Origin of the sequence: Hylemonella gracilis str. Niagara R, from assembly GCF_000600295.1 — a bacterium.
In the GTDB taxonomy this organism is placed as follows: Bacteria; Pseudomonadota; Gammaproteobacteria; order Burkholderiales; family Burkholderiaceae_C; genus Hylemonella; species Hylemonella gracilis_A.
Genome location: NZ_JEMG01000001.1, coordinates 3,784,616 through 3,799,505, shown reverse-complemented (window position 1 = coordinate 3,799,505; position 14,890 = coordinate 3,784,616). Strand labels below are relative to the sequence as shown.

13 protein-coding genes and 1 pseudogene are annotated in these 14,890 nt (G+C 65.3%); 8 read left to right on the top strand and 6 right to left on the bottom strand.

Features of this window, described 5'->3' with window-relative positions:
* Positions 1-7: 7 nt before the first annotated feature.
* Together AZ34_RS17345 and AZ34_RS17340 are read left to right on the top strand one after the other, a co-directional pair.
* On the top strand, positions 8-1,162 hold the full coding sequence (locus AZ34_RS17345; RefSeq protein ID WP_035610437.1) for an aminotransferase class V-fold PLP-dependent enzyme: 1,155 nt from the start codon (positions 8-10) through the stop codon (positions 1,160-1,162).
* Between the two features lie 132 nt (positions 1,163-1,294).
* Entirely contained in the window at positions 1,295-2,476 is a 1,182-nt protein-coding gene (locus AZ34_RS17340; protein WP_035610432.1) for an AAA family ATPase, read from the top strand.
* A 70-nt stretch (positions 2,477-2,546) separates the two neighbouring features.
* On the opposite strand, the gene purU is transcribed toward AZ34_RS17340, so the two are convergent.
* The 3 genes from purU to AZ34_RS17325 form a co-directional block, all read right to left on the bottom strand.
* Positions 2,547-3,395, bottom strand: a complete 849-nt coding sequence (gene purU / locus AZ34_RS17335; protein ID WP_035610430.1) for a formyltetrahydrofolate deformylase — start codon at positions 3,393-3,395, stop codon at positions 2,547-2,549.
* Positions 3,396-3,546: 151 nt separating this feature from the next.
* Positions 3,547-3,864: a DUF3567 domain-containing protein gene (locus AZ34_RS17330; RefSeq protein ID WP_035610428.1), complete on the bottom strand. Its 318-nt coding sequence runs from the start codon at positions 3,862-3,864 to the stop codon at positions 3,547-3,549.
* A gap of 99 nt (positions 3,865-3,963) precedes the next feature.
* The gene (locus AZ34_RS17325; RefSeq protein ID WP_035610427.1) at positions 3,964-4,755 is read right to left on the bottom strand and encodes a DUF3108 domain-containing protein; all 792 of its coding nucleotides are present in this window, start codon (positions 4,753-4,755) and stop codon (positions 3,964-3,966) included.
* 70 nt (positions 4,756-4,825) lie between these two features.
* On the opposite strand from AZ34_RS17325, the gene AZ34_RS17320 reads away from it, so the two are divergent.
* The 6 genes and pseudogenes from AZ34_RS17320 to AZ34_RS17295 all read left to right on the top strand — a co-directional run.
* The gene (locus AZ34_RS17320; protein ID WP_035610426.1) at positions 4,826-5,848 is read left to right on the top strand and encodes a fumarylacetoacetate hydrolase family protein; all 1,023 of its coding nucleotides are present in this window, start codon (positions 4,826-4,828) and stop codon (positions 5,846-5,848) included.
* Between the two features lie 33 nt (positions 5,849-5,881).
* Positions 5,882-6,238, top strand: a complete 357-nt coding sequence (locus AZ34_RS17315) for a DUF2946 family protein (protein ID WP_035610425.1) — start codon at positions 5,882-5,884, stop codon at positions 6,236-6,238.
* Between the two features lie 195 nt (positions 6,239-6,433).
* On the top strand, positions 6,434-6,916 hold the full coding sequence (locus AZ34_RS17310; RefSeq protein ID WP_035612107.1) for a copper chaperone PCu(A)C: 483 nt from the start codon (positions 6,434-6,436) through the stop codon (positions 6,914-6,916).
* Positions 6,917-7,030: 114 nt separating this feature from the next.
* Positions 7,031-7,726 (top strand): PhaM family polyhydroxyalkanoate granule multifunctional regulatory protein, encoded by a 696-nt coding sequence (locus AZ34_RS17305; protein ID WP_051510002.1) that lies wholly within the window; start codon positions 7,031-7,033, stop codon positions 7,724-7,726.
* A gap of 7 nt (positions 7,727-7,733) precedes the next feature.
* Complete coding sequence (locus tag AZ34_RS17300; protein WP_035610424.1) at positions 7,734-9,146, top strand: FIST signal transduction protein; 1,413 nt, start codon at positions 7,734-7,736, stop codon at positions 9,144-9,146.
* Positions 9,147-9,154: 8 nt separating this feature from the next.
* Positions 9,155-10,534 (top strand): annotated as a pseudogene (locus tag AZ34_RS17295) (MFS transporter); the annotation flags it as partial.
* A gap of 51 nt (positions 10,535-10,585) precedes the next feature.
* Here AZ34_RS17295 and AZ34_RS17290 read toward each other — a convergent pair.
* From AZ34_RS17290 to AZ34_RS17280, 3 genes are all read right to left on the bottom strand, one after another.
* Positions 10,586-12,286 (bottom strand): methyl-accepting chemotaxis protein, encoded by a 1,701-nt coding sequence (locus AZ34_RS17290; protein WP_035610423.1) that lies wholly within the window; start codon positions 12,284-12,286, stop codon positions 10,586-10,588.
* Between the two features lie 258 nt (positions 12,287-12,544).
* Positions 12,545-14,311: a methyl-accepting chemotaxis protein gene (locus AZ34_RS17285; protein ID WP_081767273.1), complete on the bottom strand. Its 1,767-nt coding sequence runs from the start codon at positions 14,309-14,311 to the stop codon at positions 12,545-12,547.
* 29 nt (positions 14,312-14,340) lie between these two features.
* Positions 14,341-14,844, bottom strand: a complete 504-nt coding sequence (locus tag AZ34_RS17280) for a chemotaxis protein CheW (protein WP_035610421.1) — start codon at positions 14,842-14,844, stop codon at positions 14,341-14,343.
* Between the last annotated feature and the right edge of the window lie 46 nt (positions 14,845-14,890).

Below are 14,890 nucleotides of genomic sequence, written 5' to 3'. Positions count from 1 at the left end.
GACTCCCATGCCCGCATTGCTGCCCAACGTCGATCCCGACGGCCTGCTTGAATTCTCGGTCGTCTACACCGACCGCGCCCTGAACCACATGTCCCAGCGTTTCCAGGGCGTGATGAAGGACATTTCCACCATCCTCAAGGACGTGTACAAGGCCAAGTCCGCGGCGCTGGTGCCCGGCAGCGGTACCTTCGGCATGGAAGCCGTGGCGCGGCAGTTCGCCACGGGCAAGAAGACCTTGGTGATCCGCAACGGCTGGTTCAGCTACCGCTGGACCCAGATCTTCGAGATGGGCAACATCCCCGCCAGTTCCACCGTGCTCAAGGCCCGGCGCATCGGCACCGGCCCGCAGGCCCCGTGGATGCCCTGCCCGGTGGACGAGGTGGTGGCGACCATCAAGGCCGAGAAGCCCGACGTGGTCTTCGCTCCGCACGTGGAAACCGCGGCCGGCATGATCCTGCCCGACGACTACCTGAAGAAAGTGACGGACGCCGTGCACGAAGTGGGCGGTCTCTTCGTTTTGGACTGCATCGCGTCGGGTTGCCTCTGGGTGGACATGCAGGCCACCGGCGTGGACGTGCTGGTCAGCGCGCCGCAGAAGGGCTGGAGCGGCTCGCCCGCATGCGCCATGGTGATGCTCAGCGAGCGCGCCCGCCAGGCCATCGACGGCACCACCAGCACCAGCTTCGCGGCCGACCTCAAGAAGTGGCTGCAGATCATGGAGGCCTACGAGAACGGCGGCCACATGTACCACACCACCATGCCCACCGACGCCCTGGCCCGTCTGGACCAGGTGATGCGCGAGACGCGTGACTACGGCTTCGACAAGGTGCGCCAGGAACAACTGGCCCTGGGTGCCAAGGTGCGCGCCCTGCTGGAAAGCCGCGGCTTTGTCAGCGTGGCGGCCGAGGGTTTCAAGGCCGCGGGAGTGGTGGTCAGCTACACCACCGACACCGACATCCAGAACAGCAAGAAGTTCCTGGCCCTGGGCCTGCAGACCGCCGCCGGCGTGCCCCTGCAGTGCGACGAGCCCAAGGATTTCAGCACCTTCCGCATCGGTCTCTTCGGCCTGGACAAGCTGCACAACCCCGACCGCAGCGTGGCGCAACTGGCTGCGGCGCTGGACAAGCTGGGGTATGGGGAGAAGGTGGCGAAGGCGGCTTGATTTTTCCCCCGATCATTCACAAACGCCCCGTGACTTGGTAGTCACGGGGCGTTTTTTGTTCCAAGGTCCTTTGAGTTTATTGAAGTTATCTAAAGTTATCGCATTCAGATAATTTGGGGTAAGCTTGCTTGCATGGACCCCAGAACCAATCCTTATGCACCCAGCGCCGGCGCACCTCCGCCCGAGCTGGCAGGACGAGATCGGGTGATCGAGACCGCCGCAATCGCTCTGGATCGCATGCGCCATGGGCTGGTCGCTCGCAGCGTCATGCTCGTGGGTTTGCGGGGTGTGGGCAAAACGGTGCTGCTGAACCGATTGCACCGGGAGGCTGAGCAGAAGGGGTTTGCCACCGTGCTGCTGGAGGCGCCTGAGAAACGGTCCTTGCCCGCCTTGCTGGTGCCGGCCATGCGGGCGGCCTTGCTCAAGCTGGACCGGCTGGCCGCCAGCGGCGATCTGGCCAAGCGTGCCTTGCGTGCGCTTGGCGGCTTTGTGCAGGCCATGAAGCTGAAGTACAACGACATCGAATTCGGCGTCGATCTGGGGTTGGAGCCGGGCGTGGCGGACACGGGTGATCTGGATGCCGACTTGATCTCCCTTTTTCAGGCCGTGGGCGAGGCGGCCCAGGAGCGGCAGACCGTGGTGGTGCTGTTCATCGACGAACTGCAGTACGTGCCGGAAGAACAGTTGGCGGCGTTGATCACCGCTTTACACCGCTGCGCTCAGATGCAACTGCCCGTCACCATGGTGGGCGCGGGTCTGCCGCAATTGGTCGGGCAGATGGGACGTGCCAAGTCTTATGCCGAGCGTCTGTTCGAATTTGTGCAACTCGGTCCTTTGTCGGAGGCCGATGCCCGGCAAGCCATCACGGCGCCGGCGCAGCGCTTTGGTGTGCGCTATGAAGAAGCGGCGCTGCAGGAGATCGTTCTCCAGACCCAAGGCTATCCCTATTTCCTGCAGGAATGGGGCAAGCACAGCTGGACCTGCGCCGAGCGCTCCCCCATCAGCGGTGCTGACGTGCAGGCCGCCACGCAGCAAGCGCTGGCGGAACTGGATGCCAGCTTTTTCCGCGTCCGTCTGGATCGCCTCACGCCCTCAGAAAAGCGGTACCTGCGCGCCATGGCGGAACTCGGGCCCGGCCCCCATCGCTCGGGCGACATCGCGCACATCCTGGGGCGAGAAGTGCGAACGGTAGCGCCCACGCGGGCCAAGCTGATCGACAAAGGCATGATCTACAGCCCAGCGCATGGTGATACTGGGTTCACCGTTCCCTTGTTCGACGCGTACATGCGGCGTGTGATGCCTGAATTTCCCTGAATTCCTTGCGCAAGAAAAAGCCCCGAGTCGCCAGACGTCGGGGCTTTGTGTTTTTGGTGACTGAGCGGGCTTACTTGAAGATCACCGTCTTGTGCCCGTTCAGGATCACACGGTGCTCGCTGTGCCACTTGACTGCGCGCGCCAGCACCTGACTTTCGGTGTCGCGGCCGATGGCCGTGAAGTCTTCCACGGTCTTGCTGTGGTCCACGCGGGCCACGTCCTGCTCGATGATGGGGCCTTCGTCCAGGTCGGCCGTCACGTAGTGGGCGGTCGCGCCGATCAGCTTCACGCCGCGCTCATGCGCCTGGTAGTAGGGTTTGGCGCCCTTGAAGCTGGGCAGGAAGCTGTGGTGGATGTTGATGGCCTTGCCCGAGAGCTTGCGGCAGAGGTCATCGCTCAGCACCTGCATGTAGCGCGCGAGCACGACAAGATCCGCGTTCTCGGCCTGCACGATCTCGAACTGCTTGGCCTCGGCTTCGGGTTTGGTCGCCGCCGTGACGGGGATGTGGTGGAAGGGGATGTTGTAGCTGGCCGCGAGCTGGTAGAAGTCGCGGTGGTTGGAGACGATGGCGCGGATGTCAATGGGCAGCAGGCCGATCTTCCAGCGGAACAGCAGGTCGTTCAGGCAGTGGCCTTCCTTGCTGACGAAGATGAGGGTGCGCACCTTGGTCTCGGCGGGGTTCAGCTGCCACTGCATCTGGAAGGGCTCGGCGAAGGTCTTCAACTGCGCCTTCAGGTCCGCGGGGCCGACCTGTTCGCAGGAGAAACGCACCCGCATGAAGAAGAGGCCTGTGTCCGGATCGTTGTACTGCGCGGCTTCCTCGATGTTGCCGCCGCGTTCCAGCAGGAAACCCGAGACGGCATGGACCAGGCCCAGGCGGTCCGGGCAGGAGAAGGTGAGGATGTAGGCGGCGCTCATGGCTGGGACGGTAGGGCGGTGAGGGTATGCGGATGAAGCCGCCATTGTCGCAAAAGCCGGCGCCAGGGCCAGGTGCCGGTTCCTCAGTCCTGAGGGCTGGCTTGAAAGCCGGCAGCGCCCCGCGCCGGGACGCATGGTTCCGGCGAAGGCTTCAGTGGACGTGCAGGGGCAGGGTCGCCAGTTCGGCGTACTGCGCCAGGGTGTTTTCCACTTCGTCCTGCGTCGGGCGGTTGCGTTGCCATTCACTCAGGCGTTGCTGGAAGAGTTCAGCCCAGGCGCCGTCCAGGAACAATTCCTTGCCCGAGCGCTTGTCCACGATCTCGAACCCGTGGCGCATCAGCGTGGGGCGATCGGCCATGTATTCGTCGTCCGGGTCGCTGACCGTGACACGCCCCTGCTCATCCTGGTGGATGGGGCTGGCCAACAGGTGGGTGACGATGAAAGACTCCGAGTCGTACAAGGTGTGCATGGTGTCAGTCTATAGGCAGTTGGTGGAAACCGGTGCGCGGCGATGTGACAGCCGCAAGTTTCATGCAGGAATTGCAGCTTGGGTTGCACATGGCGAATTTCAAGAGGCGGCAGTGGCTGGCGCGGCCGCGATGGATTGGCTCCAGAGCAGATCAACGTCGCTGCTACGGCCTTCGCGCAGCCGGATGCGCGCGGGCATCCAGTTCAAGGCGGGCGCCAGCCAAAGTTCCGCGCCCAGGTTGTCCGGCGGCTCGGGCAGGCGCAGCAGCTTGCGCGTGCGCAGTGTGCCGCCCGGCAGATTCAGGGTCTCCTCGCCCTGAACCAACAGCCGCCAGTGTTCCACGGCCTTGCCGTTGCCCAGCACGGGCAGCGGCAGCGAGCCGTCCTCGGTCTTGAGCGTCGGGGACATGGCTTGCGTGGCGAACAGGCAAGCCAGCTGGATGTACAGGCTGACCAGGTCTTGCGTGCCTGGGGCCAGGGCAGTGATGCCCCCCCGGCCCAGTCGCGCCTCGGCACGGGGCCAGTCGAATTCCGTGTCGCGTTCGTTGCGGGCCCGGTCGGTGTAGCGCAGAGGCTGCAAGCCGGTGGCGGTGATCACGCCCGCGCTGATGCGTTCGCGTGTGCCCAGCCAGCCTGCGTCCAGCCGCAGCCGGGCCAGATAGTTGCCCTCGCTGTGTTGCCAGAACAGATCACCGTCGGCATACAAAGGCAGGAAGGCGACGGTGCCGCGCACCCGGTAGCGCAACTGCAGGGGTGCGGGCACGGCGGCGGGGGTGATACGCGGCGGCATGTCCGCAGCCTGGGCTCCAGGGCTCATGGCCCAGCCCGGCAGCAGGGCCAGGCCAGCCCGTGCTAGCCAGGCGCGGCGCTGCATGCGCTCAAAATCGCTCATGGTGTAATCACAGTTTGCCTCCGGGCAAGATGGACGGCACACAGACGCCGATGGAAACGATTGCATCCCGATGAAACTTGCCACCTACAAGGACGGTTCGCGCGACGGCCAGTTGTTGGTCGTCTCGCGTGATCTGAGTCAGGCCCATTATGCGACCGGCATCGCACAGCGCATGCAGCAGGTGCTGGACGACTGGAACTTCCTCGCGCCCCAATTGGAAGACCTCTACGCCACACTGAACCAAGGCAAGGCGCGGCATGCCTTCCCCTTCGATGCAGCACAGTGCATGGCGCCGCTGCCGCGCGCCTTTCAGTACGCCAGCGGCCTGGGTACCGCCAACCATGTCGATTTGCTGTACCCGGAACGGGCGGGCGCCAGTGACGCCGATGCCCTCGTGCTTTACCAGGGCTGTGGCCATCTGCAAGGGGCTTGCGACAAGGCCTTGTTCGCCGACGATGGGGCTTCGGGCAACTCGGAGATGGACCCCGGCATTGATTTCGAGGCGGGCCTGGCCGTGATCACCGGTGACGTTCCTGCGGGCGCGCCGCCCGAGCAGGCGCTGGACGGCGTGCGTCTGCTGATGCTGGCCAATGGCTGGACGCTGCGCCAAGCTTGGGCCGAGGAGCGTGCGAGGGGCTTTGGCTTTCTGCAGAGCAAACCTGCAGTGGCCTTCAGCCCCGTGGCCATCACGCCGGATGAACTCGGTGACGCCTGGTCCGAGGGGCGCGTCCACCTGACCTTGCAAACAGCTTGGAATGGGCGCACCGTGGGCTTGTGCGAAGCGGGTGAGGCCATGGAGCACAACTTCGGCCAGCTCGTCGCTGCCCTGGCGGCGACGCGGCGCGTGCGTGTCGGCAGCATCGTCGCCAGCGGCGCGCTCAGCAACCGCGCCGTGGAGGCCGATGGGCGTTGGGACTGGCCCAAGGGCTACGGCTGCATCGCCGAGAAGCGCGCGATGGAAACCCGCCTGGACGGGCAAGCCGCCACGGCCTACATGAAGTTCGGAGACCGTCTGCGCATCGAGATGAAAGGCCGCGACGGCCTGTCCGTCTTCGGCCCCATCGAGCAGCAGGTCGCCTCGCGGGCAGGCTGAGCGGTGGCACCCCGCGTCGCATAATTCAAGTCGATGCAGACCCTGCGCCGCGCCCGTTTCCTTGCCCGCCTCGTGCTGACGGGGTTCGCGCTCGCGCTGGGCGCGGCCATTGCTTCGCCCATCGTGCAGCCCAAGGCGATGGAGTTGGTTTGCGCCGCCGATGGTGTGATGAAGTGGGTTGCACAGGAAGACGGGGATGCTGTCGCCAGCCATGCGCACAGCCTGGACTGCCCCCTGTGTGTGCAGGTGCTTACACCGCCAGCAGGGTCGTTCACCGACCTCGCCCATGCCGCGCCGCAGTCTATTGCGCCGCGTCGGCAAGGCGTGGCGCGCATGGCCCAGCGCGCGGCCGCACCCCTGCCGCCGCGCGGCCCGCCTGCATCGCCCTGAGCCCCACCCACGCCGCGCAGACCCAAATGGAATGCGCTGGCTGTGGCGGCCATGCCTGCCCTGCGTGTCTGTGTGGGCACGCACATGCACGAACCCTTCAGAACGGGCACGAAGGAGCCCCTGGCGCGGGGCGTCGTGCCCATGCCATCAACCATCCGCCGGGCAACCGGCATCCCTTGCCAGAGAACTTACACCATGAACATCAAACACCTGATCACGCTGTTCGCCTTCACCGCCGCAGGCGCGCTGCAAGCCCAGACCGTCGACGTCAAGGATGCCTGGGCGCGTGCCACCGTGCAGGGCCAGAAGGCCAGCGGCGCCTTCATGAAGCTCACCGCCAAGCAGGCCACACGCCTGGTCAGCGTGAGCTCGCCCGTCGCGGGCATCGTCGAAGTGCATGAAATGAAGATGGAGGGCGATGTCATGAAAATGCGCGCCATCACCGGCCTGGACCTGCCCCCCGGCCAGACGGTGGAGCTCAAGCCGGGCGGCTACCACGTCATGCTCTTGGACTTGAAGACCGCCTTGCGCGCCGACCAGACCATCCCGGTGACCCTGCTGTTCAAGAACGCCCAGGGTCAGGAAAGCCGGCAGGAACTGCTGGTGCCGGTGCGCGCCATGGGCGCGGCGCAGGGTGGCCATCAAGGCGGCCACCAGGGGCACGGCAGCAAACACTGAGCCTTGTGACCGGCCCGCGACAGGCCGCTCGGGTCTGGGGTTTCTTTGCGCAGGCCGGTGTCTCGCGCGGCCGGTTCGGGGTAAGCTGCACGCTCCGAACGCAGCCGCGCACCCATGAATCCCAAGGCAAATCCACCAGGTTTCGGCGCCGATTTCGGTGCCTACGTGCCGGGTTTTGACTTTCTGCAGAAGCTGGCCCAGGGCGACCCGCAGGCTCTGTACGCCAACTGGATCGCGCCGACGCTGGACCCGAAGGTGCTGGACCAGCGCATCACCGAACTCAAGGCCGTGTTGTTCTGGCTGGAGCAGAACAGTGCCGCCCTCAAGGCCACCTTGCAGGCCCTGGAAGTCCAGAAAATGACCTTGGCTGCCTTGCGCAGCATGGGTGGAATGAGCGGCATGGGTGGGCCCATGCCCGGGGCGCAGCCCGGCGCTGAGGGCCGTGCCGCGCCGTCGAGTGCACCGGGCACCCCAGGGCCTTCCACCGCGTCTGCTCAAGCGGCCGCTGGCGCGGACCCGGCGGCTGCGCCCTTCATGGCCGACGCCATGCAGTATTGGAGCGCGTTGACCCAGCAATTCCAGACCATCGCCACCCAGGCCCTGCAAGACGTGGCAGCACGTGGCGCTGCGGCGGCCGCGCCATCGTCCGCCTCGACCGCAACCGGATCGGTCAGGACGGAAAGCTCTGCCACGGGAACGACCGAGGCGGACTCCACCGCTGCTCCAACCCCGCACCCCAGCACCACGCCGCGCAAGGCGGCGCGTCCTTCCCCCCCAGCATCGAAAACGAGTCGTGGCCCCAAGCCCTGAGCGCTCCATGAACCTTTACCTTGTTGCCCACGCCACCCATCCGCAATGGCGCATGGCTGCTACCCTGGTGCTCGCGCAATTGCGCGCGCAGCTCGCGCGCCGCGCCGCCGCGTCAGCGCGCGCGGCCCAAGGTGCGGGCTTGTTGTCGCCCAGCCTGGCGCTGCTCTACATCACCGACCATTACGCGAACGAGGCCGAGGCCATCCTCGCGCACCTGAGCGCTGAGCTGCCCGAAGTGACGGACTGGTCTGGCACGGTGGGCGTGGGCATCGCGGCCACGGGGGTCGAGTACTTCGATGAACCCGCGCTGGCGGTGATGCTGTGCGACATCCCGGCCGACCAGTACCGCGTCTTTTCCGGTGTGACGCCCCTGGCCCCCGGCTTCACCGCGCACACGGCATTGGTCCACGCGGACGGTCATGCACCGGAGCTGGGCGAACTGATCGAGGAGATGGCGGCGCGCACGACCTCGGGGTATCTCTTTGGCGGCTTGGCTGCCAGCCGCCAGCAAAGCGTGCAGTTCGCCCAGAGCGGCGACGGCTACCTGCGTGGGCAGGGCCGCAGCAGCGGCGTGTTCCATGGCGGCCTGTCCGGCGTGGCGTTTGGCCCCGAAGTCGCTTTGCTGTCGCGTGTCACGCAAGGTTGCGCGCCGCTGACGTCGGTGGGCGGTGACCATGTGGTGACCGAGGCCGAGCGCCATGTGGTCTACCAACTTGACGGACAGCCCGCACTGGACGTGCTGCTCAAAGAGCTCGGAGTAACACTGGACCAGCCGCAGCAGGCCTTGGAAGCGGTGCGCGCCACGTTGGCAGGTCTGGTCGACCCCAAGGCGCTGGATGAGCGGCACAAGCGTCACGCGGCAGACGACCATGCAAACGCACGCGCCACCTCGACAGGTCGCGTGATCGGCCGAGGCGGTCTGTTCGGCCCGGACGTGCGCGTGCGCCACATCGTGGGGCTGGACCCGCAGCGCGGCGGCGTGGCCCTGGCCGAGCGCGTGACCGAGGGCATGCAACTCGCCTTCTGCCAGCGCAATGCGCAGGCCGCGCGCGCGGACCTCATCCGCATCTGCACCGAGATCCGCGCCGAGCTGGAACCGGACGATGTGCCGCTGTACAGCGCGGCCATGTCCACGCCGGGCGCGACTTCCGAGCTCGCGTCGGAACCCGCCGCGCCGGCCCTGGCCGCGCGATCAGGGGCCCCCGCGCGCACGATCGCGGGTGCCATTTATGTCAGCTGTTCCGGTCGCGGTGGCCCCCACTTCGGCGCGCCCAGCGCGGAGCTGCAACTGGTGCGCCATGCCCTGGGTGACGTGCCTTTGATCGGCTTTTTCGCGGGCGGCGAGATCGCCCACCGGCAACTGCATGGTTACACCGGCGTGCTGACTGTCTTCCTTGCGCCCGAGGGGGTGACCGCATGAGCACACCCATGCATCGCGACGAAGGGCAGGGCGGTCGGGCAGGCGAGTCGACGTCGCGGCCTGCTCATCAGTCCGCTCATGAGCCTCGACTTGAACCTGCCAGCGGCCAGTTCGCGCTCCTGCGCCAACGCCGCTTCGGGCCTTTCTTCTGGACCCAGTTCGCGGGCGCGGCCAACGACAACCTCTACAAGTTCGCCTTCACGGTGCTGGTGACCTACCAGCTGCAGGTGAGCTGGCTGCCGCCGGTGCAGGCGGGCTTGGTGATCGGCGCGCTCTTCATCCTGCCCTTCCTGCTGTTCTCCGCGACCAGCGGCCAGCTCTGCGATCGGCATGAGAAGAGCGCCATGATCCGCTTCGTCAAGAACCTGGAAGTGCTGATCATGCTGGCTGCGGCATGGGGCTTCCTCGCGCCCAACGTGCCCGTGCTGTTGCTTTGCATCTTCCTGATGGGCCTGCATTCCACGCTCTTCGGTCCGGTCAAGCACGCCTATTTGCCGGTCATGCTGCACGCGCGCGAACTCACGGGCGGCAACGGCATGGTGCAGATGGGCACCTTCGTTGCCATCCTGCTGGGCAATATGGTGGGCGGCCTGCTGATGACGCTGCCTGCGTCCAGCCCGGTGGCGGGTGCGCAGGCCGCGGCGCTGGCCTGCGTGGTGGTGGCCCTGCTGGGCCGCTTGGCCGCCGCGCGCGTGCCGCCATCGCCGGCGACCGATCCGGGCTTGCGCATCAACTGGAACCCTTTCAGCGAAACCTGGCGCAACCTCCAACTGGCGCGGCGCGATGCCAAGGTTTTTCACTCCCTGCTGGGCATCAGCTGGATGTGGTTCTTCGGCGCGGTCTTTCTGTCGCTGTTTCCCGTCTACGCCAAGGAAGTGTTGCGTGGCAATGAGCAGGTGGCCTCCCTGCTGCTGGTGCTGTTCTCGATCGGCGTGGGCCTGGGGGCCTTGTTGTGCGAGGTGTTGGAACGACGCGCCGAGTCGGTCCACCGTTTTCTCTCGCCCTTGGGCGCCGTCGGCATGAGCCTGTTCGCGATCGAACTGTACTTCGCCTCGCGCGGCCTGCCGCCGGTGGAACTGATGGACCTGTCGACCTTCCTGTTGCAGCCTGCCCACTGGCGCGTGATGGCCGATCTGCTGCTGCTCAGCCTCTTCGTGGGCCTGTACAGCGTGCCCATGTATGTGCTGATCCAGCGGCGCAGCCCGCCCACGCACCGCGCGCGCATCATCGCGGCCAACAACATCCTGAACGCGCTCTACATGGTCGTCAGCGCCCTGCTGGCCGGGGCCTTGCTGGGCGCGGGCGCGACGATTCCTCAGGTTTTCCTCTGCATCGGTCTGGCCAACGCCGTGGTCACCTTCAGCGTGTTCCTGTTCGTGCCGGACTATTGGCGCGGGCAGTGAGCCGAAGGGCTGGTCCGCGCGAGACCACGGCGGGATTCAGAACATTCCCCAGTCGTCGGTGCCGGTTCTCGCCAGACGCACAGGCGCCGGGCGCACGGGCGTGGGCGGTTGCAGGCGTGTCACGTTGCTGTTGCGTTCCGGCGCGCGCTGTGAGTTGTTCACGAGGGTGTTGGCCGAGACAGGGGCGTTCGCGTCCAGTTTGAACACGGCCACGGCCTGCACCAGTTCCTGGGCCTGCCCCTTCAGGCTGCTGGCCGCAGCCGCCATTTCTTCCACCAGCGCGGCGTTCTGCTGCGTGGCCTGGTCCATCTGGGTCACGGCCTCGCCCACTTGCGACACGCCGGAGCTTTGTTCGACGCTGGCCGCGCTGATCTCGCCCATGATGTCGGTCACGCGGCGGATGCTGCTGACCACGTTGTCCATGGTGCTGCCCGCCTGGTCCACCAGCGCGCTGCCTTGCGTCACCCGGCTGACGCTGTCGGTGATCAGCGTCTTGATTTCCTTGGCGGCGTCCGCGCTGCGGCTGGCGAGGTTGCGCACCTCACCTGCGACCACCGCGAAACCACGGCCCTGTTCGCCCGCGCGGGCCGCTTCCACGGCCGCGTTAAGTGCCAGGATGTTGGTCTGGAAGGCGATGCCGTCGATCACGCTGATGATGTCGGCGATCTTCTTGCTGGAATCGTTGATGTCCTTCATGGTGCTGACCACTTGGGCCACCACCTCGCCGCCCTGCACGGCCACGGTGCTGGCGTTCTGGGCCAGCTGATTGGCCTGGCGGGCGTTGTCGGCGTTTTGCTTCACGGTCGACGACAGCTCCTCCATGCTGGCGGCGGTTTCTTCCAAGGCGCTGGCCTGGGTCTCTGTGCGGGCGGACAGATCCTGGTTGCCTTGCGCGATCTCGGCGCTGGCATTGGACACCGCCTCGCTGCTTTGACGCACATTGGAGACGATACGCGTCAAGGCCGTCTGCATCTGACCCAGCGCAGCCAGTAGTGGGCTGAATTCGTCATGTGCGTTGTCTTGCACAGGGCAGGTCAGGTCGCCATCACGCACGCGGTCGGCCACGGCGCGCGACAACTCGGTGCGCCGCTGCAGCAAGGCGGCGATGTACCAGGAGAGGGCGAGCATGCCGATGGCCACGACGATGGACAGCAGCACCAGTTCCAGGCGGATCGTCTTGGCTTGGCCTTCCACCTGATCAAGTTCCGTGTTCAGCTGCGTGCCTTGTCTTAATTTTTCGGCGTCCAGCACCTTGAGCAAGTCATTGCGGGCCGGGATGGTTTTCTGGACCAGGAAATCAAAGGCTTCGTCCTTACGACCTTCCTGGATCAGTTTGATGTTTTCGCCGCCCAATTGCCAGAAACGGTCCACCAGGGGCGTCATCTTGTTGTAGGCCTCGCGCCCGGCCGGGGTGAAGACGCCTGCCTCGAAGGCTTTCAGCGTCGCGTCGATCGTCGCACGCTTCTCGCCGATGTCGGCCAGCGTGGCAGCCAGGTCTGCGGGCGTGCGCACCAGCAGCGCATGCCGGATCTGCAGGGACACGCGGGTCACGTTCAGCTCCACCGTGGCGATCTGCGTCAGTTGGGGCACGCGCTGCGTGGCCGTCTTGTCGGCCAGATCCACCACATTGCTCAAGGTCAGCCAGGCCGTCAGGGCGACACCCGCCAGAGCCAGGATCAGGACGAGGGACGCCAGGTAAAGGCGTTTGGCGATGCCGAAGTTTGAAAAGATGTTCATGATGTTTCCTCTTGCCTATGTCAGATGTGCTTGCTGTAAGCCCTGGCGTACCGCCAGGCATGGAGCCTTGTGGTCCGGCCCGAAGGCCAGGTCTTGATTGGCGCCGATGCCTTGTGTTGGCGGGCGCCCGGTGATATTGAACGGAAGCTGGCGAGGTTCTCCTTCAGTCTTTCCGCCCTGGGTCTTGGTTCAGATCGTGGTGCTTCGGCCCGGCAGCGTGGTCCCTTGTGAGGCCGGAGAGTGTCTTGCTGAGCCTGTTCAGAAGCTTTCCCAGTTGTCGCCCTCGGGGCTGGATTTCTCAGCTCGGGGTTCGCTGGGCTTAGCGCTCGGGGCCGTCAGGGCTGCGGTGTTCTGGGGCTGAGGCGTCTTCGTTGTCTTGGTCGCCTTGAGGTTGGCCGTGCTGACTACCGTGAAGGGTTTTACGTTGCTCGTTTTCACGGGTGTTGCCTTGGGTGTTGCCGGCGTCTGGCCCGCATTCAGCTTGAAGACAGCCACGACCTGCACCAAGTCCTGTGCCTGGGTGTTCAGGCTGGACGCGGCGGCGGACATTTCTTCCACCAGCGCGGCGTTTTGTTGCGTGACCTGGTCCATGTTGGTCACGGCTTCACCCACCTGGCCCACGCCGGCGCTTTGCTCGACACTGGCCGCGCTGATCTCGCCCATGATGTCGGTCACGCGCTTGATGCTGGCCACCACTTCGTCCATGGTGCGGCCGGCTTCGTCCACCAGGGACGTGCCTTGCTCAACCCGTCCGACGCTTTCGGTGATGAGTTGCTTGATTTCCTTGGCCGCGTCCGCGCTGCGGCCTGCCAGGTTGCGCACCTCGCCTGCCACGACGGCGAAGCCTCGGCCTTGTTCGCCCGCGCGGGCTGCTTCCACCGCGGCATTGAGCGCCAGGATGTTGGTCTGGAAAGCGATGCCGTCGATCACGTTGATGATGTCGGCGATGCGGCGGCTTGAGTCGTTGATGCCTTGCATGGTGCTCACCACCTGGGCCACGACTTCGCCGCCCTTGATGGCCACCGTGCTGGCGCCTTGCGCGAGCTGGTTGGCCTGGCGGGAGTTGTCCGCGTTCTGCTTCACGGTGGAACCCAGTTCCTCCATCGACGCAGCGGTTTCCTCCAGCGAGCTGGCCTGGCTTTCGGTGCGGCTGGACAGATCGGCATTGCCCTGGGCGATTTCTGCGCTGGCGGTCGAAACGGCCTCGGCACCCTGTCGCACGCGCGAAACGACCTTCACCAGGCTGTCGCGCATGTCCCTCATGACGGCCAGCAGGCTGGCGGTGTCACCCGTCTTGACCTGCACGTCAACCATCAGGTTGCCTTCGGCGATCTGCTTGGCCACGTTGGCTGCGTAGTCCGGCTCGCCACCCAATTGGCCCGTGATGGCGCGCGTCACCCAAATGCCCAGTCCAGCAGCGATCAGCACCGCGAGCAAGGAACCGAAGATCACCACATTGCGGTTGAGGGACTGGTAGCGTGCCGCGGCCGCGTCACGCACGACCAGCAAATCCCGTTCGGCCTTGTCGAACTCCGCGTGCAGGCCGCGAAAGCTGTCCATGGCCGCTTTGTCTCTGCCTTGCTTGAATTCGGCCACGAAATCGGTGCTGCTGCGCTGGCCGCTGCTCACGTCGCGGCGGAACTGGATCATGGTCTTGCCCACCGCAGTGAATTCCTCGTACCGCTTCTTCATCTCGTCCAGGCGCTTTTGCTGCGTCGGGTTGTCGGACGTCAGGCCCTTGACTTCGGCCCAGGATTTTTCGAAAGCCTGATTGCCGCTGTTCCAAGGCTCGAGATAGCGGTCTTCGCTGGCGATCAGGAAACCGCGGGCGCCGGTTTCCATGTTGATCATGCTCTCGAGCATCTCGTCACCCAGTGCCAGAACTTTGTAGGTGTGGGTGTTCCACTTGTTGGCGTCGGCCAGCTGGGTTGCGCTGTACAGCGCAACGCCGCCCACCAGCATGAAAACGAGGATGATGGCGCCGAAGGCGGTCGTGAGTCGGCGAGCGACGGTGAAGGTGTTCATGGATAACTCCTGGGAAACGGAATCTTTGATCAGGCGGCCTGGGCGATCAACCCCGTGTCGGAATTGCCCATGACTTTTTCGATGTCCAGCAGGATCAGCATGCGGTCATTCACGGTGCCGAGGGCCAGCACGGCGCTCGAGTCGATGGTGCCGGCGATGTCGGGGGCCGGGCGCAACTGTTCGGGTGTCAGGGTGATCACGTCGGAAACGGCGTCGACCACCATGCCGACCACTTTTTCTCCGATGTTCAGCACGATGACCACGGTGAAGTCGTTGTACTTGACCTCACGCAGGCCGAACTGGATGCGCATGTCGATGATGGGCACGATCACGCCGCGCAGGTTCACCACCCCCAGGATGTGGTCCGGCGTGTTCACCATATGGGTGGGCTGCTCGTAGGAGCGGATTTCCTGCACGCGCAGGATGTCCACGCCGTACTCCTCATCACCCAGCTTGAAGGCCAGGAATTCGTTGGTTCCGATGGCGGCTTGCTGGGTGCTGGTCGGGGTGCGTTGGGCGTTGTTGAGGTTCATGGTTCAATCTTCCTGGTCTTGTTTCACATGGCTGCGTTTGGGCAGG

Excerpts from the sequence above, each read along its gene's own strand:
- purU (WP_035610430.1), bottom strand. The coding sequence starts at position 3,395 with ATGAGCGCCGCCTACATCCTCACCTTCTCCTGCCCGGACCGCCTGGGC.
- AZ34_RS17345 (WP_035610437.1), top strand. The coding sequence starts at position 8 with ATGCCCGCATTGCTGCCCAACGTCGATCCCGACGGCCTGCTTGAATTC.
- AZ34_RS17325 (WP_035610427.1), bottom strand. The coding sequence starts at position 4,755 with ATGAGCGATTTTGAGCGCATGCAGCGCCGCGCCTGGCTAGCACGGGCT.
- AZ34_RS17310 (WP_035612107.1), top strand. The coding sequence starts at position 6,434 with ATGAACATCAAACACCTGATCACGCTGTTCGCCTTCACCGCCGCAGGC.
- AZ34_RS17315 (WP_035610425.1), top strand. The coding sequence starts at position 5,882 with ATGCAGACCCTGCGCCGCGCCCGTTTCCTTGCCCGCCTCGTGCTGACG.
- AZ34_RS17300 (WP_035610424.1), top strand. The coding sequence starts at position 7,734 with ATGAACCTTTACCTTGTTGCCCACGCCACCCATCCGCAATGGCGCATG.
- AZ34_RS17285 (WP_081767273.1), bottom strand. The coding sequence starts at position 14,311 with ATGAACACCTTCACCGTCGCTCGCCGACTCACGACCGCCTTCGGCGCC.
- AZ34_RS17305 (WP_051510002.1), top strand. The coding sequence starts at position 7,031 with ATGAATCCCAAGGCAAATCCACCAGGTTTCGGCGCCGATTTCGGTGCC.
- AZ34_RS17290 (WP_035610423.1), bottom strand. The coding sequence starts at position 12,286 with ATGAACATCTTTTCAAACTTCGGCATCGCCAAACGCCTTTACCTGGCG.
- AZ34_RS17280 (WP_035610421.1), bottom strand. The coding sequence starts at position 14,844 with ATGAACCTCAACAACGCCCAACGCACCCCGACCAGCACCCAGCAAGCC.
- AZ34_RS17330 (WP_035610428.1), bottom strand. The coding sequence starts at position 3,864 with ATGCACACCTTGTACGACTCGGAGTCTTTCATCGTCACCCACCTGTTG.
- AZ34_RS17320 (WP_035610426.1), top strand. The coding sequence starts at position 4,826 with ATGAAACTTGCCACCTACAAGGACGGTTCGCGCGACGGCCAGTTGTTG.
- AZ34_RS17340 (WP_035610432.1), top strand. The coding sequence starts at position 1,295 with ATGGACCCCAGAACCAATCCTTATGCACCCAGCGCCGGCGCACCTCCG.